The sequence below is a fragment of the Paenibacillus sp. CH40 genome, assembly GCF_024213605.1.
In the GTDB taxonomy this organism is placed as follows: Bacteria; Bacillota; Bacilli; order Paenibacillales; family Paenibacillaceae; genus Paenibacillus; species Paenibacillus polymyxa_B.
In genome coordinates this window covers 40,342-65,182 of record NZ_JANAVQ010000014.1, presented here as the reverse complement: position 1 = coordinate 65,182, position 24,841 = coordinate 40,342, and the positions used below count along the sequence as shown (strand labels likewise).

The following is a 24,841-nucleotide window of genomic DNA, read 5'->3' as shown; positions in this document are numbered from 1 at the left end:
ACACGACCGTTAAGCCCTCCAGCGCCGATGGTACTTGGACCGCAGGGTCCTGGGAGAGTAGGACGTCGCCAAGCAAATAAAAGTATGACCTCTACATAAAAAACCGCGATTATCGCGGTTTTTTTGTTTCCAAAAAGATATGCTGGTCAAAAATCCAGTATGAATCCCATAAGTCAAGACAAGTAAGACAAAAAATAACACAGTTTTGTTTTTGAAAAAACCATGTTAAACTTTTCTCATAAAAATAAATGTACTTTCTGAGGTGAGTTGAAGTGTTGGAACGTTCTATGGAGAATACAAGGGAATTACACAAAGGAAAGGGAGTGATTTAAAAAAGAAAAGGAGATTATAAATGAGCACTTATCAAGCAGTTATTAGTGATGGATTTGAGCTGAAATATGCTATAAGAGGTAACGGAAGACCGATATTGGTGATCGGCAGTAGTGTATATTATCCTCGCTTATTTTCAGACCATTTATATAAAAAGTTTCAGTTTATTTTTCTGGATCATAGAGGGTTTGCAAAACCGACTCGAGCTTTAAAACCAGAAGACTATACTTTGGATAAAGTTATTAATGATATAGAAACAGCAAGACAATGCCTTCATCTAAATGAATTTATCATATTAGGACATTCCGGGCATGCTTTTATGGCTTTAGAATATGCTAAACAATACCCGGACTATGTTCAAAAAGTGGTACTTTTAAATTCAGCACCTACAAACAGCCAAGAAAGACAACGGCAAAGCTTTTCTTTCTTTAATGAAACGGCCAGTTCAGAAAGAAAGGAACGTTTTGAAAAGGACATTGTTTTATTAGAGGAAGATATCAAAAGAGACCCTGATAGAAGATTTGTTCACATGTGTATACGTATGGGAGCTCAAAGCTTTTATGATTATGCCTATGATGCGGCTTACACGTGGAATGATGTATATACGAACATGCCTATCTTTGATTATTTATGGGGAGAAGTATTCGGAAACATGAATTTGATACAATCCTTAGCGGATATCCATAAATCCGTATTTATTGGTTTGGGAAGGTATGATTATTTGGTTGCGCCAGTTTCTTTATGGGATAGGGTCGATGACACCTACGAGAACGTGAAAAAAGTGGTTTTTGAATATAGTGGGCATAACCCGATGTTTGAAGAACCTCATTGTTTTGATCAAACACTAGCCGAATGGATTAATGAAGATCACTAGGATTCTTGCTATATCATCTCTTAGATGCTCAGTGGCCCGTAAAATGAGATCACCTTCATTTTACGGGCATTCTTATTGAGCGTTATTTACCTTTTGCACCGATGACAAAATACTATGACTTTGTTATTAGTGACTTGACGGCTTAACTAGGTTCTGTATAATAACCGAAAGGTAATAATGTATTGTTTGTTTTTTGTTGTACTTCTATCTGGAACAGCTCAAAGGATCAAGCGGACTGAACAATTTAGTAAAGCAATGATATGGAGGTCGTTATGAAATACGAAATTATTTTGTTTGATGTTGATGACACGCTGTTTGATTTTAAAATGGCAGAGAGTCATGCGCTACATAATACGTTTGCCCAATTTGGATTGCCGCAAGGGGCCACGGAGTATAAATCCAGCTATGATGAAATCAACAGTTCGTTGTGGCGAGAGGCAGAGGAAGGACATATTACCTCGGCACAGCTACGGGTCGAGAGGTTTAAGCGATTATTTACTGTTCATGATCTAGACTTCAATCCAGATGCCTTTAGTGCTGCTTATTTACGTTATTTGGGTGAAGGTGCTTTTTTGATGGACGGAGCGATTGAATTATGTAATGTACTATCCGACTGTCGTTTGGCGATCATTACGAATGGAATCAAAGAGGTGCAAACCTCCAGAATTCAGCTTTCGCCGCTACGTGATGTGTTTGAGCAGGTAATTATTTCAGAGGAAGTGGGTTGCCAAAAGCCACAAGCTGGTATTTTCGATTACGCATTTACCAAGTTGGCCATTTCAAATAAAAGTAAGGTTCTCATGGTCGGCGATTCTTTAACCTCTGATATTCAAGGAGGGAACAAATACGGAATTGATACCTGTTGGTTCAACCCTTCCAGAAAAACAAATACGTCTGGGATTCAACCTACTTATGAAATAACAAGTTTGATGGAGCTGCCGAATAGTGTACTTTCAAAGTATCCCGTACTGAATCATACATCGGCTGAAATTAGATGAATAATGTCGAAATCAGAAGGCCGGAAATTAAGGACATCGAAAAGTTAAATGAATTGTTTAGAGTTGTGATTACAGACACGTTTGCTAAAGAAGGCATTGGTCATATGCTGGAAGACATAGAGGAGGAAATTGATACTAAGAGGTTATATTTGGAAAGTGACTTGGAGAGTCACGGTGAGCAGCGATATTTCTTAATCGCTGTAGATGGGAATCAAATAATGGGTTCTATTGAATATGGACCAGTAAGTCAACTAATAAGTAAATCTACCAGTGATACATTTAAAAAGTTATGCGAGGTAGGAACTGTATTTGTTCACCCTGACTACCAGAAGATTGGGGTAGGGAATTTATTGTTGAAATCAATGTATTTGGCGCTGAAGAATAGAGGAGTAGAAGAATTTTGTTTAGATAGTGGATATCGTATTGCGCAGAAAATATGGAAAAAGAAATTTGGAACTCCTGATTATTTATTAAAAGATTATTGGGGAGCAGGTTCTGATCATATGATATGGAGAATCAAAGTCAAGGATGCTATTAAATGATCAATTGCTTGGCAATCTCTTGTGTGTCATTAATCTACAGGGACCAAAGTTATAAAACAAGGCAGGCCGGAAAATCGGACTGCCTTGTTTTAATTTTTTCATCGATATTCACCGTTGCTAACTGCATTTGTTATTAGTTGGAGATAGCTTTAAGGCGGAAGGTAGAGCTGACGAAATCTCCAGAGAGATCCGAGACAACAAGCCCAATTTTCATTAGGCGGTCACCTCCAAAAATTTCGCCATCAAATGCTACGCAGAAGGGGGAACCGCCATTCTCTACTAAGGTATTACCCGCATGGACTGCTGTGTTGCCCGTCGCTCCGTGTTCGATTATATACTTTTTATCTGGGTCAAGTCCTTTTAGAGTTAGTCGCCGGATGGGCCCATTCGGTTCAGCTAGTACGCGGAAGTAAGCGACAAAAGCTTCGGACTGGTCCTCGCTAACGAACATCCAGGCCGTATCGCCTCGACCTTCAAATGGACTAAGGAGTCGATACATATCTCCCTGCTGTACGAGGGAACGAATTTCCTTATACTGGGCAATTTGTTTGGCAGCGAGCTCCTTTTCTTCATTTGTAAAGGCAGTTAGGTCAAGTTCGTAGCCAAAATTTCCGCTCATTGCCACGTCGCCGCGTATAGCGAGGGAGGTGATTCGCCCCACCTGGTGATTTGGTACGTTCGATACGTGTGCGCCCATGGTACTGGCTGGATACACGATGCTTGTGCCGTACTGGATAGCCAATCTTTCAATGGCATCGGTATCGTCACTGGTCCATGTCTGCGGCATATAGTAGAGCATTCCGGGATCGAATCGTCCACCGCCTCCGGAACAGCTTTCGAACAAGATGTCCGGGAACTGGGAGGTCAGACGTTCCATCAGATCGTAAAGTCCGAGCATATATCGGTGCGCAGTTTCCTTTTGACGTTCACTAGGAGCTGTAGCCGAAGCAATCTCCGTCATATTACGGTTCATGTCCCACTTGACATAAGTAATCGGAGCGATCGAGAATACGGAGCTAAGTGTCTCATACAAGTAGTCACATACTTCCTTGCGGGAGAGATCGAGCACCAGTTGGGATCGGCCTTCCGTCCGCCGCCGGCCTTCCGCATGCAGGCACCAGTCGGGATGGCTGCGGTACAGTTCGCTATCCGGTGATACCATTTCCGGCTCAACCCACAAGCCAAACTGTAATCCTTGTTCATTAACCCGTTTTGCCAGGTCAGCAAGCCCGCCAGGCAGCTTGCGACGGTCTTCAAACCAGTCTCCAAGCGAACTGTCATCGTTGTCGCGCTTACCAAACCAACCGTCATCTAGAACAAAGAGCTCAATTCCAAGGGGTCCTGCTTCCTTGGCAATCGCTTCGATTTTGTCGGCGTCGAAGTCGAAATACGTGGCTTCCCAATTGTTCACGAGAATCGGACGTTCTTTGTCACGGTAAGCCCCTCGGCACAGACGTGTGCGATAGAGTCGGTGATAGGTGCGTGACATGCCTCCAAGACCTTCTTCGGAAAAGACCAATACGGCTTCAGGGGTCTGGAATGACTGACCCGGCTCAAGCCGCCAGGAGAAGTCAAAAGGATTGATTCCGATACTTACACGAGTCTGATTGAACTGCTCTACTTCTGCCTGTGCGACGAAGTTGCTGCTGTAGATTAGACTGAAACCGTAAACATCCCCACGATCTTCAGTCGCATCAGGACGAAGTAGTGCCAGAAAGGGGTTCATTTGGTGGCTGCTGGAACCCCGTCGGCTCTCGAGCCGAATGGAACCGGGTCCGAGATCGCGGCGTTGAATATGTCTTTCCCGAACCCAGGCTCCAGATAAGTAGAGAGCTTGGTAGTTGGAATCGGCGAAGTCGACAGAGGCACTCATGGCGTGTTCAATATTTATGGTAGCGCTTCCCTTTTGTTCAAAAAGAGTAGATCTAGCAACGGCACTATGATTCGCAAATACAGTATAGAGCAATGTAGTCTTAAGCCCCGAGTATTGATCCTCAAGGATCAAAAAGAGGGTTGTGGCTTCATCATCCGATTCGGCATAGACGGAAGGAAGTCCCTCGAGCTTTGGTTTACCCGGTTCAATACGGTAACCTTTATATTTCAGCTCCGTAGTCCGAGTTCCGTCCGCAAGTGCAACCTGGTAAGCTGGTTGACGAAAGTCGCTTGTTCCATACTGGGGGTATTCCTGAGGAAGCGTGTCCAAAGAAATTGTACGGCTGGAAGAAACGGGAGTGGGAGAGAAGGAGCAACGCTCCCTAAGCTCCAATATACTTGCGAGACTTTGGTCATGATGAAGTTGAGCTCCCCAATAGACATGTGCGGGATATCCTTCTACAAGCTGGATAATATAGCTGCAATCCTTGGACTGCAAATGAAACAAACCAAGCGCCTCGTTAACATGAATGTTCATGATATTCACTCCTTAGGGGGGTATCATTATTGTTTTACGTAAGGATACTGATCAATGACAACAAGACTCTCAAGTACTGATGTTAGCCTTTTTTGCATGAGCTCTCCCGAATGACAAGCTTAGTCCCGATCACGCTGTACGCAGGTGGTTCACGTCCCTCAAACCGTTCAGAGAGCAGTTGCACGGCAGCCTTTCCCATCTGTTCAGGGTAGGCACGGACAGTGGTTAGCGGAGGCTGCACGAAGGCTGCCATCTCAATGTCGTCGAAGCCGACAACAGCCATATCTTCGGGTACCTTGACTCCATGTCCATGAAGGGCGCGGAGGGCGCCAATAGCGAGCGGATCGCTTGCAGCGAAGCAGGCTGTCGGTCGTTCCTGTTGGGTTAGGAGTTCGTTCATCATGAGATAACCATCCGCGGTACTCCAGGCACCTATACGGACGAATTGAGGATTGTACAACCCCTGTTCCCGCATGAATCGTTCAAAATAATGCGCTCTTCTCTCACCGTCGCTCTTACCGCCGATAAATCCGATTTGTCGGTGGCCAAGCTCAAGTAGATGACCGAGTGCCTGATCAACAGCTTGCCGGAAATGAAGTCGTACAGAATCATACTCCAGCTGTTCATGGTACTGGTCGACAAGGACAATGGTGTTCTTGTCAGGATGAAGCTTGAATACCTCTTCAGGGTCAACGCCGCCCACAACAATCAGACCGTCCGCCTTCTGCAGGGTGCCGATGGATGAGCGGCCTCGCAAGGTCTGGCCCAACGTCAGGCCAAGCTCTTCACAGCGCAGTTCGATTCCACGGCGGATCGAAGCGTAATACGGATCGTCTCTTTCCTCCTCAATAGAACACCACAGCAGGAGGGAGACCGTTTTCCCGGCACGTTCCGTATTCTGCTTTAATTGCCTCAGCCGGGTAGGCTTATACCCGAGTTGCTCGGCAACCCCAAAAATTCTGTTTTTAGTGTCTGGGCTTACGGACAGTGACAGATCGTTATTTAAAACCCTTGAAACGGTTGCGGCAGACACACCCGCTTCGCGGGCAATGTCTTTAATGGTTGCCAAAAGAGCTCACACCTTTTTAGTTAATAATTTTACTAAAAATCGACTTTATCCTAACACATCTCTAAAGCACTTTCAAGAAGAACGGTTGAATTTTTTTAACTTTATTTTTGATCTACTACTGTAGAGATTGTTTGTGTTAACATGATGAATATTCTCTTGATGACGGAGGGGTCCTAGTTGAATATTCTGTCACTAGCTCGTAAGTGGTTTGGTCGACTTCGCTTTAAAAGCAAGGTTATAACGGTGTTTCTTCCGCTAATTATTATTTCTCTGCTTGTTCTTGGACTGTTGTCCAACCAACTTTTCAGCCGTTCTTTGATAGAGCAAACCACCAGTAATGTGGTCGATGAGTCTCAGCTTATCTTGTCTAGGACCGATTACATATTCAGGAGTGTGGAAACGGCGGCCAATATTATGGTCACGAATATTAACCGGATGTATGATTCATACGGTGCCAAACCTGATACTGCCATGGAGCCTATTCAGTTTGGAAACTTGATGCAGAGCCGCCTATCCATTGATTTGTCAATCTTTCGTGAGGTGGATGCCGCTGTATTCATTGATAATGAAGGGACGATTTTCGCCTCTTATACCGAAAGCGGGGATGATCGCAAGATCTATAGCATGCTTAAGCGGATAAGGGAATCCGAAAGTTATGGACAAGCCCTCTGGTTTGATATGGAGAAGAGGGGTTTCCTAACACCAGATCCGAACTCTCCCGTTTTGACGCTGGGGAAGACGGTCATTAATATAGACACCGGCGAACCCTATGGAACGCTTTTTCTGTTAGTGAAGGAAGAAGGTTTGTCCGATTACTTTCGTTCCAGCGATCCAGATGCGCCCAAATCTTATTATTTTTTAGATAACGAAATGCGCGTGGCTGTGGCAGAAGACAATGAGATGCTGATGAATCCGGTGAATCCACAGCTGGGTGAGGCCATCCAACGTTGTGCACCTAATGCATCCCATGGAACGTGCTCATTCGAGTATGAGGGCAATCTGGTAACGGTCACGGATTATAACCGGATGGATTGGAAGTTGGTCAATATTGTTTCTCTTAGCCTGCTTACGGCTGATGTCCGGCAAAATGTTAGACTGTCGCTCTTAATCGGCGTGTTATGCCTTATTTTTTCCTGGCTGGGCGCTAGCTTTCTATCTAAAATGGTCGTTAGCCCTCTCGAACAACTAACTAGGGCCATGCGGACTGTTGTAACCGGTGACTTACAATCGGTTACAACAGTCCGCACAGAGGATGAGATCGGTACCATTGCTGAAGCGTTTAATTTTATGATAAGACGAGTTCGGGAGCTGCTGGATGAGGTAAGGCAGGAACAGAACCGTAAGCGTGAATATGAACTTGCACTGATAAGTGCCCAAATTAAACCGCATTTTCTGTACAACACTTTGGATACCATTTATGCACTCAATGAGTTAGATCGTAATGAGGAGGCTAGAGATACTACAAAAGCGCTGGCAGATTTTTATCGAATGGTGCTAAACAAGGGACGGGAATTAATCACTTTAGAAAAGGAAGCCCAGATTACTGATGATTACCTGACGATTCTGCAAATCCGTTATCCCGATGTGTTTCGCTATGAAGTGGATATCCCTCCCGAGCTTGCAGGTACACCGATCCCGAAGCTCTCGCTTCAGCCGCTTGTCGAGAATTCGATTTACCATGGTCTTAAGAAGAAAGAAACAAAAGGTTTTATCCGTATTTTTGCCTTTAAACAGGGTGATAAGGTGGTCGTTCGGGTGCAGGACAACGGTGTGGGGATGGACGAATTCCAAGTTCAGACTATCATGTCCAGACATTTACCGAAAGAAGGAATACGATCAATCGGTACCTACAGTGTTCAGCAACGACTGAGCCTCTATTTTGGCGAAGAGTATTTGATATCCGTGCATAGTGTGCTCACGGAGGGAACAACTGTTGACCTGTTGCTGCCGATGCTGCCAAAGGGGAGTGAACACCAAGATGTATAAAGTGATGATTGTCGATGATGAACCGCTGTTCCGAGACTTTCTGCGTATTAAGATAGATTGGGAAAGTCATGGCTTTAGGGTTTGCTGCGAAGCAAGGAACGGCCAGGAAGCACTTCAGGAAGCCGAGCGGCATCAGCCGCATCTCGCCCTCGTAGATATCAATATGCCCTTTATTGACGGAATTGAATTAGCCGAGAGGTTGAAAGTCAAGTTCGAACGCATCGTTATTGTATTCATATCCGGACATAACGAATTTGAATACCTACAGAAGGCGGTTCGAACCGGAGTACAGGATTATTTGTTGAAGCCGTTCAATGCAGAAGAAATGCTCTCGATGTTGGAACGTATTAAGCCGAAACTACCGGTGTTTCCACAAGAGAGCGAAAGTACCGAGTGGGGTAAGCATGGTAGCGAAGCGTTGCACGGCAGATCAGGTATGCCTGATTTGGGCCATCTGCGTGATGCGGTCGTGCTAGACCTCCGAATGAAAGACAGTGAAACGTTAGAGGAGATCCGTAAGGCAATCCGGCAGCTTAGTATATACAAGTGGGGGGATGAGTACGCAGATGCGATGCTTATGGGAATCGTATCTCTAGCACTTTCCTTTGCAAGTGAACGCGGCATTCCTTATGATCGGCTATGGGATGAAGGAGGGAACAAATCTCCTTACGACCGGCTGCGGGAGTTGGATTCCTGGGAGGCTGCTGAAGGTTGGATGCTCGCCCTATACCGCAAGCTGATCCAGCTGATGGAGAATATGCGTCCTACGAAGGCTTCCAATTTGTTTGCGGCGGCGATCAATTATATCGAGGAACATTATGCAGACACAGAGTTGTCTGCTGAGCAGGTTTCGTGCGGAGTTTTCGTCGATCCCAGCTATCTCCGCCGCGTTTTTCGCAAGGAGTCTGGCTTCTCCATAGTGGATCATATTACACACATCCGGATGAAGAAGGCCAAGGAGCTTTTGCTGTATGGAAATCGGAAGCTGTCAGAAATCGCTGAAAGTGTTGGATACAGTGACCCTAATTATTTTGGCAAATGCTTCAAGAAACGCTTTGGCATGACACCGACTGAATATGAGCAACTCAAAAAAAGGTAGCGCCTTTCCTAAGAGGCAGGACAAATCGATTTAAGCCTGGCGGTTTTCCTATATATGGAGAACCGCTACTCTATTTGTCCCGTTTTTTACTGATTAAGCCCGTTTTATTCCTTAATCAAAAAAAGAAGCGGCAGTATACTGTAGTCATGCAAATGAAAGCGTAATCATAAAACACACTGCATGAGGGGGATTAAACACATGAAAAAAACTTACAGAAGTTGGAGTGCAGCTTTGCTAGTACTCACCATGTCTATTGGATTGGTCGCTTGTGGCGAAGATACCTCGACCTCTTCCAAGAGCGAGGCAGGGGACAGTACGATCAAATTGAAGGTGTATGCGCAGCATTTTGATGACGATACCATAAAGCCGTTCGATTATGCGGTGGAAGAGCTCAAAAAGAAGATGCCAAACGTAGAGATTGAACTGGATCCTGCCGTGCAGGATGGAGGCCAGAAGCTGAAAACCTATGCGGCAACGGGAAACATGCCAGACATCTATTTAGCGGATTGGTCTGTCCTGCAAACTTTCGCAAAATCGAAAAATGTTGAGGTGCTGGACAACTATGACACAACGGCCGAATTCAAGAAGAATCTTAACCCGGGTGTTGAATCGCGTTTGGTAGCTCCAGACAATCATGTATATGCTTATCCCGAAACCGGTATAGAATTCCAAATGATCTATTATAACAAGTCAATTTTTGAGAAGGTCGGAATCAAAACACCGCTTAAGACGATTGACCAGATGGCCGATGCAGCGAAAAAGTTGAAAGCCGCAGGTTATGTACCTATGTCAATCTTTGCCAAGGAAAAATGGATAACGACCGCTTTTTATAATGGACTGGTTACAAGGGAGCAGCCACATGGATTCGGAGCACTTGATCAGAAAGGTGTAATAGCATTGCCGAAAGCATTTGTAACAGCGGCTCAGCAGATGAAGCAATTGCAGAGAGCCGGATTGTTCGATGCCAACGCCACGAATACCAATTATGATCAGGCATCGTCCTTATTTTATCAAGGGAAGGCTGCTATGTTTGTGAACGGACAATGGGAAATTTACAGTTCACAAGAAAAGCTGGGCGACCAGGTTGACTGGATGTACTGGCCTGCAAAGGATGAAGCAACCTACGAGAATTCCAAATATTTCATAGACGGCTCGGGTTCACCACAAGGTTACGCAGTATCACCGAGTAGCAAGAACAAGGAAACAGCTGTAAAGATAGCGGCCTTCCTTGCCACAAAGTCAGCCGAGTACAGATACACCCAACTTGGAAGTCCAATTGTTTCGCAGAAAGTGGATAAGCCAATGGCCTCTAATGTCCCAGCAATGATGCAGCGAGTCGTCAAAGAGTTGCTGCCAAACGCGCAGGAATATGCTCAACTTCTGAGCAATACAAAAATTCAGAACACCATTAATGACAATACTCAAAATTTAATGGTAGATAATTTCTCTGAACAGGATTTTGTGAACAATCTGAATAGTACATTGGAAAAAGAAAACTGAGAATTCAGGGATTCGGCAACCCTTGGCGGATAAGTCGCTGGGGGATGCTGTTCCAAAGATAAGGGGTGGAAGCAAGACATGAATAAATATTTGGGGAACAAATCGGCGCTCGCACTGTTTCTCCTCCCTGCTTTGATACTGTATAGCGTGATACTGATATATCCCGTTCTGCAAACTGTTCTTCGCAGCTTTTATGATTGGGATGGCCTGAGTACGCTGACCTTTTCGGGACTGAGTAATTATCGGGAACTGTTCTCCGATCCTCTACTTGCTACTTCGCTTAAGAACGGATTAATCTTTGCCATTGTGCTGGCGGTCTTTCAGATCGGACTGGGAACACTATTAGCGCTAATCTGTGCGGACCCGCGCACACGGGGGCGAAAAATACTGAAAACGTCTTATTTTATCCCAGTTGTCTTATCGGTAACCGTGGTGTGCCAGCTGTGGATCGCAATCTATGACCCAACTAACGGATTGATCAACCGGCTGTTTGATCTCTTGAACATCCCTTATCAGCAAAATTGGCTAAGCTCCCCGACAGCATCGATTATTGCCATCGCCTTCGTTAATGCCTGGCAGTTTATGGGGTATCAATTCGCGCTGCTATATGCAGGAGTTAAGTCAGTGCCCGAAGACTACTTTGAAGCCGCCACGATTGACGGCTGCAGCAAATGGAGAGCGCACTGGCATGTCACACTTCCTCTGATGAGGGAAACTTACAAATTCTGCTTTATTATTGCGATTACCTCTGGAATTGGGGCCTTTGTGCAGATGCTGATTATGACAAATGGTGGCCCCGGCACTACAAACTATACAATGACATTCATGATTTACCGCTATGCTTTCATGGAAAGCAACTATGGGTATGCATGTGCTGTATCCGTGCTGCTTGTACTAATTTCACTATTGGCAACTGTAGTCATCAATAAGCTGTTCGACCGCGGACAAACCGCCTGATAAGGCGTGTATCGAAAAGGAGAACGAAATGAGTAAAACCGCTTTGAGCAAGTTCAGACAAGCTGTTCTGCAGATACCGCTGTGGTTGTATTTTATTGTTTCGGTCTACCCGTTGTTCTGGATGGTTTCCTACTCGTTCAAGAACAACGATGAGATCTTTGTCTCTAATCCATTTGGACTGCCGACGCATTTTCGTTACGAAAATTACATTAATGCCTGGACGCAGTTTAATATTCCCCGTTACTTTCTGAACAGTCTGGTCGTATCAACGATTTCGACTCTGTTCATCCTTTTACTGGCTCTGATGTTTGCCTTCGCAGTGGCTCGTATGAGATGGAGGTTTCGTTCTGCCGTTCGGACTTATATGATCATAGGAATGTTTATGCCACTGCAGGTTATCATGATACCGCTGGCGATTCTGGTTCGCGATTTTCATCTTACCAATACGTATGGAGCTCTTATTCTTCCTTATATCGCAATTGGCCTTCCTTTCTCGTCCATGATTTTTTACGGGTTTCTTATAGCAATTCCTAAGGAGATTGAAGAGGCGGCATGCATGGATGGAGCTAATATTTATAGACTGTTCCTGAAAATCATTTTGCCACTTGCATTGCCCGCAATTGCGACGGTGGCCATTTTTCAATTCTTGAACAACTGGAATGAGTTCACTTTGGCCTATATTTTAATTTCTGATGAAAATATGAAGACATTGCCACTCGGCTTGCTTTTCTTCCAAGGCTCTTACAGCACAGATTGGGGAGCCATGGGGGCTGTTATGACTATGGCTTCCTTACCGATGGTACTCGTCTACCTGTTTTTGAGTGAACAAGTGGAGCGGGCGATGACGGTAGGTTCGGCTGTAAAAGGATAGAAAGGATAAACTGCCCGGGGTTGAGAATCAGAAAAAGATTCTCAACCCCGGGCAGTTTTGTTATGTACATACGTTAGTTCAATCCGACGATGGTCTGTAGGTAATCAGAAACCTTACAGCAAAGAAATGTTTTTGTAAGATTCAACTGTTGTTCGTTATGTAGAAACTAATTATGCTGGTAAATAGCTAGGTAAAGGAAAGAAGTGAGCAGACTTGAAAGATCCAATGCAAAGTTTCAATGAAATATTAAAAAATCGTAAAAAAACCATTATAACAGTAATAGTTGTCGTTACTATAATTATATTGTTAATCACTCTGGTATTTGGCACCATGCATATTATCCGGGGTTCTATATACACCACCACGAAAACCTCCTAAATCTACAACCAAAGGGGATTAGATTGTTGTTATTGCTTGAATGATCAAATAAAGGCATTATAGAGAAATCAGTTGTTAAAAATTCAAGCACTAAGAAGGTAGAAAACATAATGCAAAAGATATTAATAGTAGAGGATGACCCTCAAATCAGCTCCTTGCTCCAATCCTATCTTGAAAAATATGGTTATCAAGGAGTTATTATTTCAAATTTTGATCAAGTTTTAGTTGCCTTTCAAAAGGTGGAGCCTGATTTGGTACTACTTGATGTGAATCTTCCTCGTTTCGATGGATTTTATTGGTGTAGACAAATACGGACTCAATCTACATGTCCCATCCTTTTTGTGTCTGCACGCGATGATAAAATGGATCAGGTCATTGCTTTGCAAAATGGAGCAGATGATTACATTACGAAACCATTTTATCCCGAAGTACTGTTAGCCAAAGTAGAAAGTAATCTGCGACGTGCCTATGGTTCTTATGCCGTTGCTCCAAAATCACGTTCCTTAAAAGTGTCAGCTTTGACGCTATATCCCGATATTATGGAACTTGTGTTCCATGACAAGCAGGTCGAAATTAGCCAGAAAGAAGCAGCACTGCTAGAGCTATTAATGACGTATCCTAAACAGGTTGTGGGTAGAGTTCATCTCTTAGAGGCTTTATGGGATGATCACCAATATGTGGGTGAGAACACATTGAATGTTTATGTCACTCGTGTCCGTAAAAAGCTGAGCGAGCTGGGACTGGGGGATATCATAGAGACGGTTAGAGGGGCTGGCTATCGGCTTCACTTGACTGAGGAGGATGAACGGTGAAGCTTTTTTGGCGTGACCATTTTTCGCTGGTGATTTTTAATATCATCCAACTTTTTCTTGTGTTAAGTATCTATTGGTTGGATGGTTACCGTAACTGGTCGACGGCCCTGTATTCCGTCTTTTTTGGGGCTTCCATATTGCTGGTTTATTTGCTCTTCCGATATGTCCTGTACTCTGGTTTATATCGAATATTATCCACTGCAAACCTAAGAGATTTAGATGAGCTTATTCAGATGAAGGTACTTAATCCGTTAGCCTCTTCATTGCAACACTTGCTTTTACAATATTACCGATTGTATCAGTCTCGAATTCATCAGTTAGAGCATCAGCAGCGTGATCATATTACATTTATCAATCAGTGGGTTCACCAGATGAAAACTCCTCTTGCTGTTATTCATTTAATCCTCAAAGGAAAAATAGATCCTGAATCTGATCAGATTTACGATGAAATTGATCGAATGGGAAAAGGACTAGACATGATTTTATATATGTCACGGTTGGAATCCTTTGAACCTGATTTTCATGTGGAGCCTGTTGTATTACGAAAACTGGTTAGTGATGTGATCTATGATAACAAAAGACTATTGATTCGTAACGAAATTTATCCTTCCAATGAAGTGGACGAGCAGTTGTGTGTGATAACCGATGCCAAGTGGCTAAGATTCATAATTAACCAATTGATGACCAATGCGGTGAAGTATTCTTCAGGTCATGCCCACAGTCTGAAACTGATGTCTCACGTAAGAGATCATGTCATTGTGTTGGAAGTACAGGATGAGGGGATTGGTATCCCTAAAAAAGACGTAGAACGGGTATTTGAGGCTTATTACACAGGTGAAAATGGGCGGAAGTATCGTGAATCAACCGGGATGGGACTCTATTTGGTGTCTGAAATCTGCAAAAGACTGAATCATAACATTCAGTTAAAATCGACGGTTGGTGAAGGGACGACGGTTCAAATCCTGTTTCCAATTTGCAAATGAGAAACCTTACAACAGATTTAAGGTTTTTGTAATGTTAATCGATCGCTTCACTTGTCTGGATGGATTATGATCATGACATAGGAAAAGAAAGGAATGAATTATGGAGATTGTACGAATGGATCAAGTCACCAAAATATACTATGGCAAGGTTCCCTACCGAGCCCTTAACAACATCCATTTAACGATCAAACAAGGCGAGTTTGTTGGCATTATGGGGCCGTCTGGTAGTGGGAAGACTACATTATTAAACATGATTTCAACCATTGATATGCCGACTTCTGGCGAGGTTTGCATTAAAGGGGAAAATCCACATCAGCTCAAGAAGGATAAGCTGGCTTTATTTCGTCGTAAAGAGCTGGGACTTGTATTTCAGGACTATAATTTGCTGGAAACTCTCACTTTGGGAGAGAACATACTGTTTCCTCTGATGCTGAATAAAAAAGGATTAAAGGAAATGGAGCACAAACTGGAAGAGGTAGCGAAGAAACTGGATATTATTGATATTTTGGATAAACGACCTTATGAGGTGTCAGGGGGACAAAAGCAAAGGGCAGCTATAGGCAGGGCTATTATTCACTCTCCTTCACTCTTGCTCGCAGATGAGCCCACTGGAAATCTCGATTCCATGTCTTCACGTGTTGTGATGGAAATGCTGGGGCTTATCAGTCGTGTGGATCATTCAACAATCGTGCTGGTAACACACGGAGCCGTGGAAGCCAGTTATTGCGATCGGGTTATTTTTATAAAAGATGGTGAGTTATATAATGAAATCCATCGTAGTCATAGTCAGCAATTATTTTTTCAAGAAATTATAGATATACTCTCCTTTTTGGGGGGAAGTAGACATGCGCATGAGCTTTCGTCTGTTAGCATGGAATAATCTCAAGCACAATGTGCGTGCTTATGTACCTTACTATGTAAGCAGCTCATTGATGATTTCGATTTTTTTCGTATATGCGATATTTATTTTTCACCCGGATGTCTCAGATGCAATCACAGCAGCTAATGTAAAAAAGGGATTACAAGTTGCTGATCTGTTGATTTTTGTGTTTTCCTTTTTCTTCGTATTATACACAAACCATATTTTTGTTGCTGCACGAAAAAAAGAATTTGGTATACTGACCATTTTAGGGACACATCACAGACAAATTTATTTTTTGGTCGCATATGAAAATCTAATTATAGGCTTTTTATCCTTAATTACCGGGATTATCGGAGGATTTGTTTCATCGAAATTCTTTCTACTTTTGGGCTCCAATGTCATAGGAATGTATTTAACGTTTTATTTTCCTTGGAAAGCACTGGCTTTCACCGTGGTGGGCTTTATGTTTTTGTTTATATTGATCTCATTTGTGTCTGTTTTCTTCATACGCCATTTTAAATTACAGCAGCCTTTTAGCAAGGTTTCACAGCTAAAAAAGGATTTAAAAGCTTCATGGAGCCTGTCCTTTCTTGCCATAGTATTAATAGGAGCGGCTGTATATTTGATGAGGATTGATTTTCCACCCTACATTTATCTGGCACCGTATCGTTTGGGGACTCTTTCTTTTTATATATTACACTATTCAGTTGGAGACACATTTAAATATACAATTGTAATGGGATTTATTGGTGTTTACTTATTTTACACTCAATTATGTGTACTATTCATTCAATTACTTAGAGCTAACAGGAAATGGTCTTGGAGCGGAATACGCTTATTATGGTTATCTGAAATCACATACAAAATCAGGAATAATGCCGGGCTGTTTTCATTAATTACCCTAATTTCTATCATTTCCTGTGTAGGAGCAGCGTCAACGTTTGACTCCATGCAGCAGCAAAAAAGATTTCTTAAGGAGCAATCTTATTCATTTGCACTTACTTCTGATGTTGTAAGTTCTATAGAGCTTGAAAAAGAGATTGACCAAAATCTTCATACGGCTGGGGTAGATTATTCGAAAGGTGAAGTGTTGATCTTTCCCTTTCATGAACAGCTCGCGCCAGTGATGAAACAATCCAATTATGAGGCTCTTGCTTCCAGGTTTAAGGAGCTAAAACAGGCAGTAGCGCTTCGGGATCATCAAGGCTTTTTCATTTTTGATTCAAACGGGATGTCTTTAGAAGAACAGAAAACCTTTTTTGAAAAAAAGCTAACTTACAATCAAGGAAAATCTCAGATTATGAATATTCAGATTATGGATACTCAGAAGTTGGACCATAACTTAAAGTCTGATGAAAACATCATCTCTGAACTAGCACGGTTACTTGTTGTTCCAGATCGAACTTACGACCATTTAATTGAACAACGGTATTTCAATGATCCATTGGCATACAAATCTGTTTACTACTTTGTGCCAAAATGGAAGAATGGTCAACTTTCTTTAGATACTTCAGAAACTCAACAGGAGATATGGTTGTATTCCGTGTTGGCCCACAAGGTGAATAAAGGGGTGCTTAATTCTAGAGCAGTGGATTATTTGACATCGGAGATGGATCTGAATATTAGCGAATTTATTGGCGGATTTATCGCCATTATTATGTTGGCAAGCACTGTAAGTCTATTGTATTTCAGATTGTATGTAGATCTTCAACGGGATGAGGAAATATACCGAGCTTTATCGAAAATCGGACTAAACTCAAGAGAAATGAGACGAGCTGCCTCCAGACAAATTGCTTTCTTATTTCTTCTGCCATTAGTCGTATCATCCATAGGAATAGTGCTTTGTTTAGTTATGTCAGAACCATCTGGAATATATGTAGTACCCTTTCGCATTACGCTTATTCAGATTATGCTGTGCTTTTGGGCAATCCAATTCTTTTCCTTTCTTATTGTACGGTTCCTGTACCTTCGTCAATTGGATTTGAAGATGTTATAAGGAACGATAAGCTGTGTGTAAAAAAGTTGCAGAAGGGGAGGAGTGGTTCCTCCTTTCTGGAATCTCCGCGGATTATAGACGATGCAGCTCTCAATTCGCGATTTCCTTGATGGGGAGTCATACAAAGAAATTGTAGTGTAGAGGAAGAATTGTAATTCATATAACAACGTATTTATTAGACTTAATAAGCTTAGAAAGAGGGGGATATCTATGAAAAAAAGTGTGTTTATTTTATTGTTGTTGGCCTTATCAACCAGTTCTTTTTCAGGGTCCTTTGTTCAAGCAGAGGGGCAGCAATTGGCTTCCAATGCAAGTGTGAAACTAACATTGAGTCAAGCCCAGCAATGGGCACGGTCTAATAGCTTTAGTTTGAAAGAAGCCCAGCAAACGATAGATCGTAACCGCATTAACCTAAAAAATGCAGGTAAGAATCTGGATTTCATTCCAGCAGGTGCAGGCAACGGTGAAGAGGACGCGGCTAGTAGTTCTGCTTGGAAGGGGTATGCCTCATCGACGGTTTCTTATTTGGAATCCAAGAAGCAAATCGAACTTGCTCAAGATCAGACAGACTACACCACAATGAAGGACTATTACGACGTACTTTTGGCTGACAACAAAGTGAAGAGTAGTGAGGATGCACTTTCGCTTGCGTTATTGGAGGAAAAAGCTGCTGAGGCGAAAGCGAACCGTGGAAAAATTTCTCCAGGTGAACAAAGCACCATTATTCAGACTCGTTTAGAAGCAGAAAAGAATGTAGAGATTGTAAAATCTGCGCTGCAAAAAGCGTTAGAGGTGCTAAACACCCAAATGGGGCAACCGCAAGGTACGGTATATGAACTGGTTGATCGACCCGCTTACCGGAAAATGGATAACACGAATTTAGATACGCTTGTGACGCGTGCAATCTCGGCGAGTCCTTCGGTATGGAGACAGGAGGAGGCTGTCAAGCTGGCAAAAATGGAAGTTAAATATTACACATGGAACTCGGGAACGGACGATTATGAAATTAAACAGATTGATGTAGACTCAGCGGAAGGTGGACTCAAAAATACCAAGGATCAATTGGCAGAATCACTAAAGAGTATCTACTTTAACTTACAGCAAAATGATGAACAATACGAACAAATGCAAAGTAATTTACAGAACGCTATTAAAATGTTGGACATATCTCGTAAAAAAAGGGAACGTGGATTTGCCACAGGTACGGAGGTCGCCACGAATCAGTTAAAAGTAAAACAAATTGAACGAAATAAGGATGAACTCATTATTCAAATGACAATGCTGCAACATGCTTTAAACAAACCGTGGAGCGTATAGGTTTTAGAAAAAATACATTTTAAGGGGATATAACATTGTCGGAAACAGAAAAGAAAGATGCATTGCAAGTGTTAAGAAGGAAAAAAAGATTGAAAGGGATCATAGGTATTCTTGTCTTGATTATTATAGCGGGAATTGGCAGTACTGTTTATATGAATAGAAGTCAGGAAAAGCCCGTGGAGGGTCCTGCGAACCAGATCGTACAGGTACAGAAAACAAACATGACCGAATCGCTTAAAGTAACTGGAACCGTTCAGGCTTCTAAGGAAGTCAATATCAATTTTACAAATGTTGAGGGTGCCAAGCTCATTGCCGTCAATGTTAAAGCAGGAGATAGTGTCAAAGCGGGTCAGGTGTTGGCTCGTTTGGATGATTCGGATTCCAAGTTACAAATTAAAAATGCTGAATCCAATGTAGCGACTGCCCGAGCCAAGGTGGAGGAAGCCAAGCGTGGACCGAAGTCTAGTGATATTGAGCTCCAGAAGGCAAATGTCCTAAAGGCGCAGATGGCGATTAAAACAGCCAAGGATTCCATGGAGCTGGAAGAAGTTGCTGCACAAAAAGTGGCGGCCAAGATGATTTTGGATAAAGCCCAGAAGGATTATGATGACCAGACTTATCTAGTTCAGAATGATGCAGCTGCAGAAAGTGACCTGGCGACGGCCAAGCAAAACCTGGATAAGGCAAAATTGGATATGAATAATGTCGAACTTCAATACAAGAAGGCAAAGAATCGACAAGTTCAGGCGATTGAGGATGCGGAAATGGGCTATAAAACAGCTTTAATACAATTAAAGGCAGCACAGTCCCCGCCTGATGCTTCCAATATTCAATCCGCACAGGCTTCTTTACAACAGGCTGAAACGGAATTGGAACAGAAGAAAAGTGTTCTGAACAAATTACAGGTTACGGCACCGTGGGATGGAATTATTTTGAAGGTTAATGGCGATGTGGGTACCAGTCCTACAGCACCTTTCATTGTTATGAACAATTCTAATACAGGCGTTATGAAGGTTAGTGCCAAGGTTAACGAAAGTGACATTGCTAAAATGAGGACTGGGCTCCAGGCTACGTTACACACGAATTCATTCCCGGACAAACAATTTAAAGGCGAAGTCCTCTTTGTTTCTCCAGAGCCGGTTACGGAATCCAATGTGACTACATACAAAATTGAATTGTCTTTGGATAGTCAAAAGATAAGACTACAACCAGGGATGAACATGGATGTATCACTCCTCTTGGCTGAACATAAAGATGCGTTGTCTGTTCCATTGTTCGCATTGAGATCCGAAGGTGGAGTGGATGGAGTATATGTAGCGAAGAACCCGGCTAACCCTGCAGATTATGAATTCAGACCAGTGAAGCTGGGGGTCTATACAGCGGATCAGGCCGAAATCAAGTCCGGTGTCAAGGAAGGCGAAACCATAGTTATTCCGCCTCAGGGTGGTAGTGCTGGTCCGAATGGCAGTCAAGAGGGTCAGGACCCTGATGGAGGTCAGGCACAATGAACGAAGCTCGTTTGAATAAAAGCGTTATTGAAATTAAAGAACTTAAAAAAATATATGAGGTGGGCGGTCAGGAGATTCAGGCTCTACGTGGTGTTGATTTATCTATTAGCGAAGGTGAGTTTGTTGCCATAATGGGCCCCTCTGGTTCGGGTAAGTCCACTATGATGAATGTCATTGGTTGCCTCGATCATCCTGATACGGGGAAGTATTATTTGGATGGGTATTCCATTTTGGATGCTCGTGAGAACGAGCTTTCCGAGATTCGAAATCAGAAACTGGGTTTTGTATTTCAGAAATTTTATCTACTTCCCCGAACTACAGCATTAGCCAATGTAGAGCTACCTATGATGTATGCAGGTATACCTGCCAAGGAACGCCGGGAACGAGCTGTGGAGGCGCTTCGAAGCGTAGGGCTTGCAGAACGGATGTACAACAAGCCTAATGAGCTATCTGGTGGTCAGCAGCAACGTGTCTCCATTGCGCGTGCGTTGGTGAATAATCCTGTTATTCTGCTGGCGGATGAGCCTACGGGGGCACTAGATACAAAGACGAGTGTCGAGATTATGGAGCTGTTTCAAGGTTTGAATGAACAGGGGAGAACCATTGTCTTGGTTACTCATGAGCTGGAAATTGCCGAATATGCCAAGCGCCTGATCAGCTTTCGTGATGGGAATATTGAGCGGGATGAGAGCATTATGAATAGAAGAATTTCATCAAGGATGGCAAGCCTATGAATTTAATGGAAACGATCCGTGTATCAATTAACAGTTTAACAACCAATAAGCTACGCTCCTTTTTAACAATACTCGGTATTATTATCGGCGTGGCAGCGGTTATTGCCATTATGGCGATTGGAAACGGCTCTACAACCCGCATAAAGGCGGAAATTAATAAATTAGGGAATAACGTATTGATGGTTGCGCCAGCTATGACAATGGTCGATGGTGAAATAGATTATGACAACACTCCATCGTTTACTTGGGCTGATGTCGAGGCGTTGGAACAAAAGAATTCCATAGATGCATTGATGCCAAATATAACGAGCAATTCAAAAGCTACGTGGGGGCGATATAACTATAACGCCACTATTGTAGGGACTTCCGCTTCATTCTATAAAGTCAAAAAGTTTTCCTTTGCCGAGGGCAGAACATTTACCAACGATGAGATGGATAAACGCATGAATGTCGCCATTCTTGAAAGTCAGGCGGTTCAACGTCTTTTTGGTGGAGATACCCAAAATGTATTGGGACGAACGTTTCAAATTAAACAGATCCCTTTCAAGGTAATTGGAGTATTAAATACTCAGCCAGTAACGAAATTAAGCTACAGCACTAATGAACAAATTTACATCCCTGCTACAACCATAATGAACCGTCTGGGTGAGAAGAACATTACAGGATTGGACGTATCCGCCAAGTCACCAGCTTTGATGGATCAGGCACGTTCAGACATATTGGAAAGCTTGCGTTTAACGCACCAGCTAAAACCCTCGGAACCAGATCAATTTCAAATTATGAGTCTGTCAGAAGCAGCAGGTGCTGCTTCAGGTGTAGATAATATCATGACCAGCTTGCTAGGAGGTGTAGCCGCGATATCGCTCGTAGTAGGGGGAATCGGAATTATGAACATTATGATGGTGTCGGTTATAGAGCGTACAAGAGAAATCGGTATTCGAAAAGCTATTGGCGCCAAGCCGAGAGATATTATGATTCAATTCCTATCTGAAGCGGTCATCTTTGGTCTATTAGGAGGTACAATCGGGGTTGTAACAGGCATAGGGGCATCCAAAATACTTGAGGCAACTGCACATATGACCATTGAATTTACGATCTCGCCTATCATATATTCGTTTCTTAGCTCTGCGGGCACAGGCATCCTATTTGGAGTATACCCGGCTTATAAAGCAGCAAGTTTGAAGCCTATAGATGCATTGAGATACGAATAATAAGCAGGGATATGAATTTAAAACTATCAAGTAACGTACCGATTTCAATCAAAACAGAAGGGAAAAGCAATAATATGGATATTAAAGATGTGGAGGATCTATATTTATCTTGCAAATCAGATCTCTTGGGATATCTATTGAGGATATTGCAAAACAAACAGGATGCCGAAGATTTGTTGCATGAGTGCTTTATTCGGTTTATAAGAGCTTCACCTGACTTGCCTCAAGATCGTATTCGATTTTATCTTCTGAGAATTGCCAAAAATTTAGCTATAGATTTAATAAGAAAACGAAAAAAGATGGATGAATACAACTTACGTAAGGAGCTGCTTTACTACCACTGGGATACCGTCGATTTTGAAATTCAGGAGGAGGTCAATCGAATTCTTTTGATGGCAAGTAATACCGAGCAAAGGACGGTACTTGAATTGCGTGTAGTCCGAGGATACTCCATAAAAGAAACGGCTAGAATCTTAAACAAGAGTGAAAATTCAGTAAAGTCTTCGCTGCACAGAGCTTCAAAACGCATTAAATTAAGATATATTTCCTGAACTGATTTGGATGAAAAGCGGAGTAGACATAGAGTCTGCTCCTTTTTTTGCTTGATACAGAGATATAACAATAAGATCGATATTTTCCACCATAATAGATAATAAATATCCCCTTTTTTTGGATTGTTTCTATTTATAATGAAAGCGCACCCATAACAATCAAAGGAGCTGATTTGTTTTGACACGTAACAAACGCTTAAGAAGATTGTCCACTGCCATGTTAACGGTGCCTATGCTCACGATGTTCGCTTCAGGTGCAATGGCAGAGCAGGAATTGAACAGACATAAGCCTCCGGTTTCTACTGGAAGCGGTGTATTTTATGAAATTTATATCAATTCTTTTTATGATTCGAATGGAGACGGACACGGTGATATGAAAGGAATCACACAAAAATTTGATTACTTAAACGATGGCAAACCCCATTCGGGTAAGGATTTGCAGGTCAGCGGCCTCTGGCTTATGCCCCTAAATCCATCTCCAAGCTACCATAAATATGATGTAACTGATTACTATCAGGTGGACCCGCAGTATGGGAGTCTAAATGATTTTCGCACCTTGATGAAAGAAGCGGACCGAAAGGGCGTCAAGGTGATCATGGACCTTGTTATCAATCATTCGAGCAGCGAGCACCCATGGTTTAAGGAGGCCAGTGCCAACCCACAAAGCAAATACCACAACTATTACGTATGGGCGGATGAGAACACAGATCTGGATGAAAAGGGCTCGTGGGGTCAGCAGGTATGGCATAAGAATCCGAACGGCGAAGGATATTTCTACGGTACATTCTGGTCGGGCATGCCGGATCTGAACTTTGACAATCCCGAAGTCCGCAAAGAAATGATCAAAGTCGGCAAGTATTGGCTGCAGCAGGGTGCAGACGGGTTCCGGCTTGACGCGGCGATGCATATTTTTAGAGGACAGACGAAGGATGGTGCGGATAAGAACATCGCCTGGTGGAATGAATTCCGTTCCGAGATGGAGAAGGTGAATCCAAATGTATATCTGGCAGGAGAGGTATGGGACAAACCGGAGACCATAGCTCCTTATTTCGGACCACTCCACTCCCTATTTAATTTTGACCTGGGTGGAACGATTTTGAACTCCGTGAAAAACGGCCGAGATCAGGGTATCGCGACATTCGCCGAGAAAACGCTGCAACTGTACAAATCGTATAATAAGGCAGCACTCGATGCTCCGTTCTTGAGCAACCATGACCAGACCCGTGTCATGAGCGAACTGGGCGGGGATGTGCGAAAAGCCAAGCTGGCCGCTTCCATTCTTTTGACGCTTCCGGGTCAGCCTTTCCTGTATTACGGGGAAGAAATCGGCATGAAGGGAGAGAAGCCTGATGAGTATCTTCGTGAGCCTATGCGCTGGTACAAGGGAGATGGCCCTGGTCAAACGACGTGGGAGAAACCCAAATACAACACAGGCGAGGTATCGGTGGAAGCGCAGCTGAGGGACGATGATTCCTTACTGGAAAGCTATCGTACACTCATCCGTCTGAGGGAAGAACATGAAGCTTTACGCAGCGACAGTCTGCAACCTATACAAGCAGGTTCTGCCAGCGTGACCGCGTTTAAACGTACTTCAGGCAAAGAAACAATGTATGTATATCATAACCTGTCTGGAGAGCCGGTTACCTTGCAGATAAAAGATTTCGATAAGGGTAAATGGAAAGTGATCTTTTCCACCTCAAAGGATGTAAAGGTGAAGAAAGGAACAGTTACAATTCCGGCTTACAGTTCTCTAATTACCGAAGAAGACAGAAAGAGCTGAATATAGGGCAAAATTACCGTTCAGATGAAGCAGGATATATATCGATGAATCCAGTTTGGGGTGTTAACAGCAC

The 24,841-nt window shown here is 43.1% G+C and carries 20 protein-coding genes and 1 rRNA gene; 19 read left to right on the top strand and 2 right to left on the bottom strand.

The annotated features are described in order from the left end of the window. The 4 genes from rrf to NLX73_RS24070 all read left to right on the top strand — a co-directional run. Window positions 1-74: ribosomal RNA gene (rrf, locus tag NLX73_RS25255) — 5S ribosomal RNA — on the top strand; the annotation flags it as partial. 278 nt (window positions 75-352) lie between these two features. Beyond that, on the top strand, window positions 353-1,204 hold the full coding sequence (locus NLX73_RS24080) for an alpha/beta fold hydrolase (RefSeq protein ID WP_254327563.1): 852 nt from the start codon (window positions 353-355) through the stop codon (window positions 1,202-1,204). A 272-nt stretch (window positions 1,205-1,476) separates the two neighbouring features. Then, window positions 1,477-2,202, top strand: coding sequence for a YjjG family noncanonical pyrimidine nucleotidase (locus tag NLX73_RS24075; RefSeq protein ID WP_069291909.1), 726 nt, complete (start codon window positions 1,477-1,479; stop codon window positions 2,200-2,202). After that, window positions 2,199-2,744 carry a GNAT family N-acetyltransferase gene (locus NLX73_RS24070; protein ID WP_165179855.1) on the top strand — a complete coding sequence of 182 codons (546 nt, stop codon included), beginning with the start codon at window positions 2,199-2,201 and terminating at the stop codon, window positions 2,742-2,744. Before NLX73_RS24075 ends, NLX73_RS24070 begins: the two co-directional genes overlap by 4 nt. A 133-nt stretch (window positions 2,745-2,877) precedes the next feature. On the opposite strand, the gene NLX73_RS24065 is transcribed toward NLX73_RS24070, so the two are convergent. Continuing rightward, window positions 2,878-5,154 (bottom strand): alpha-galactosidase, encoded by a 2,277-nt coding sequence (locus NLX73_RS24065; RefSeq protein WP_254327562.1) that lies wholly within the window; start codon window positions 5,152-5,154, stop codon window positions 2,878-2,880. Between the two features lie 82 nt (window positions 5,155-5,236). After that, entirely contained in the window at window positions 5,237-6,223 is a 987-nt protein-coding gene (locus tag NLX73_RS24060) for a LacI family DNA-binding transcriptional regulator (protein WP_061830985.1), read from the bottom strand. Between the two features lie 177 nt (window positions 6,224-6,400). Here NLX73_RS24060 and NLX73_RS24055 point away from each other — a divergent pair, with 177 nt between their 5' ends. The 15 genes from NLX73_RS24055 (at window position 6,401) to NLX73_RS23985 (ending at window position 24,768) form a co-directional block, all read left to right on the top strand. Beyond that, window positions 6,401-8,209 carry a sensor histidine kinase gene (locus NLX73_RS24055; RefSeq protein WP_254327561.1) on the top strand — a complete coding sequence of 603 codons (1,809 nt, stop codon included), beginning with the start codon at window positions 6,401-6,403 and terminating at the stop codon, window positions 8,207-8,209. Beyond that, a complete protein-coding gene (locus NLX73_RS24050; RefSeq protein WP_254327560.1) occupies window positions 8,202-9,308 on the top strand; it encodes a response regulator transcription factor in 1,107 nt (368 codons plus the stop codon). The genes NLX73_RS24055 and NLX73_RS24050 overlap by 8 nt, the downstream gene beginning before the upstream one ends. Window positions 9,309-9,506: 198 nt before the next feature. After that, window positions 9,507-10,808, top strand: a complete 1,302-nt coding sequence (locus tag NLX73_RS24045; RefSeq protein WP_254327559.1) for an ABC transporter substrate-binding protein — start codon at window positions 9,507-9,509, stop codon at window positions 10,806-10,808. Window positions 10,809-10,886: 78 nt separating this feature from the next. Continuing rightward, the gene (locus NLX73_RS24040) at window positions 10,887-11,765 is read left to right on the top strand and encodes a carbohydrate ABC transporter permease (RefSeq protein ID WP_061830977.1); all 879 of its coding nucleotides are present in this window, start codon (window positions 10,887-10,889) and stop codon (window positions 11,763-11,765) included. A gap of 28 nt (window positions 11,766-11,793) precedes the next feature. Next, window positions 11,794-12,636, top strand: coding sequence for a carbohydrate ABC transporter permease (locus NLX73_RS24035; protein WP_165179850.1), 843 nt, complete (start codon window positions 11,794-11,796; stop codon window positions 12,634-12,636). A gap of 488 nt (window positions 12,637-13,124) precedes the next feature. Then, window positions 13,125-13,826, top strand: coding sequence for a response regulator transcription factor (locus tag NLX73_RS24030; RefSeq protein WP_254327558.1), 702 nt, complete (start codon window positions 13,125-13,127; stop codon window positions 13,824-13,826). Beyond that, window positions 13,823-14,809, top strand: coding sequence for a sensor histidine kinase (locus NLX73_RS24025; RefSeq protein WP_254327557.1), 987 nt, complete (start codon window positions 13,823-13,825; stop codon window positions 14,807-14,809). The genes NLX73_RS24030 and NLX73_RS24025 overlap by 4 nt, the downstream gene beginning before the upstream one ends. Before the next feature lie 100 nt (window positions 14,810-14,909). Next, window positions 14,910-15,689 (top strand): ABC transporter ATP-binding protein, encoded by a 780-nt coding sequence (locus NLX73_RS24020; protein WP_254327556.1) that lies wholly within the window; start codon window positions 14,910-14,912, stop codon window positions 15,687-15,689. Beyond that, complete coding sequence (locus tag NLX73_RS24015; protein WP_254327555.1) at window positions 15,655-17,667, top strand: ABC transporter permease; 2,013 nt, start codon at window positions 15,655-15,657, stop codon at window positions 17,665-17,667. The genes NLX73_RS24020 and NLX73_RS24015 overlap by 35 nt, the downstream gene beginning before the upstream one ends. Before the next feature lie 210 nt (window positions 17,668-17,877). Beyond that, the gene (locus tag NLX73_RS24010) at window positions 17,878-18,984 is read left to right on the top strand and encodes a TolC family protein (RefSeq protein WP_254327554.1); all 1,107 of its coding nucleotides are present in this window, start codon (window positions 17,878-17,880) and stop codon (window positions 18,982-18,984) included. Between the two features lie 35 nt (window positions 18,985-19,019). After that, on the top strand, window positions 19,020-20,492 hold the full coding sequence (locus NLX73_RS24005) for an efflux RND transporter periplasmic adaptor subunit (RefSeq protein ID WP_254327553.1): 1,473 nt from the start codon (window positions 19,020-19,022) through the stop codon (window positions 20,490-20,492). Further along, the gene (locus NLX73_RS24000) at window positions 20,489-21,226 is read left to right on the top strand and encodes an ABC transporter ATP-binding protein (RefSeq protein ID WP_254327552.1); all 738 of its coding nucleotides are present in this window, start codon (window positions 20,489-20,491) and stop codon (window positions 21,224-21,226) included. The genes NLX73_RS24005 and NLX73_RS24000 overlap by 4 nt, the downstream gene beginning before the upstream one ends. Further along, window positions 21,223-22,437, top strand: coding sequence for an ABC transporter permease (locus NLX73_RS23995; RefSeq protein ID WP_069291922.1), 1,215 nt, complete (start codon window positions 21,223-21,225; stop codon window positions 22,435-22,437). The genes NLX73_RS24000 and NLX73_RS23995 overlap by 4 nt, the downstream gene beginning before the upstream one ends. Window positions 22,438-22,511: 74 nt before the next feature. Further along, window positions 22,512-22,988: an RNA polymerase sigma factor gene (locus NLX73_RS23990; RefSeq protein ID WP_061830957.1), complete on the top strand. Its 477-nt coding sequence runs from the start codon at window positions 22,512-22,514 to the stop codon at window positions 22,986-22,988. Window positions 22,989-23,166: 178 nt separating this feature from the next. Continuing rightward, window positions 23,167-24,768 carry an alpha-amylase family glycosyl hydrolase gene (locus tag NLX73_RS23985; protein ID WP_254327550.1) on the top strand — a complete coding sequence of 534 codons (1,602 nt, stop codon included), beginning with the start codon at window positions 23,167-23,169 and terminating at the stop codon, window positions 24,766-24,768. The last annotated feature ends 73 nt before the right edge of the window (window positions 24,769-24,841 follow it).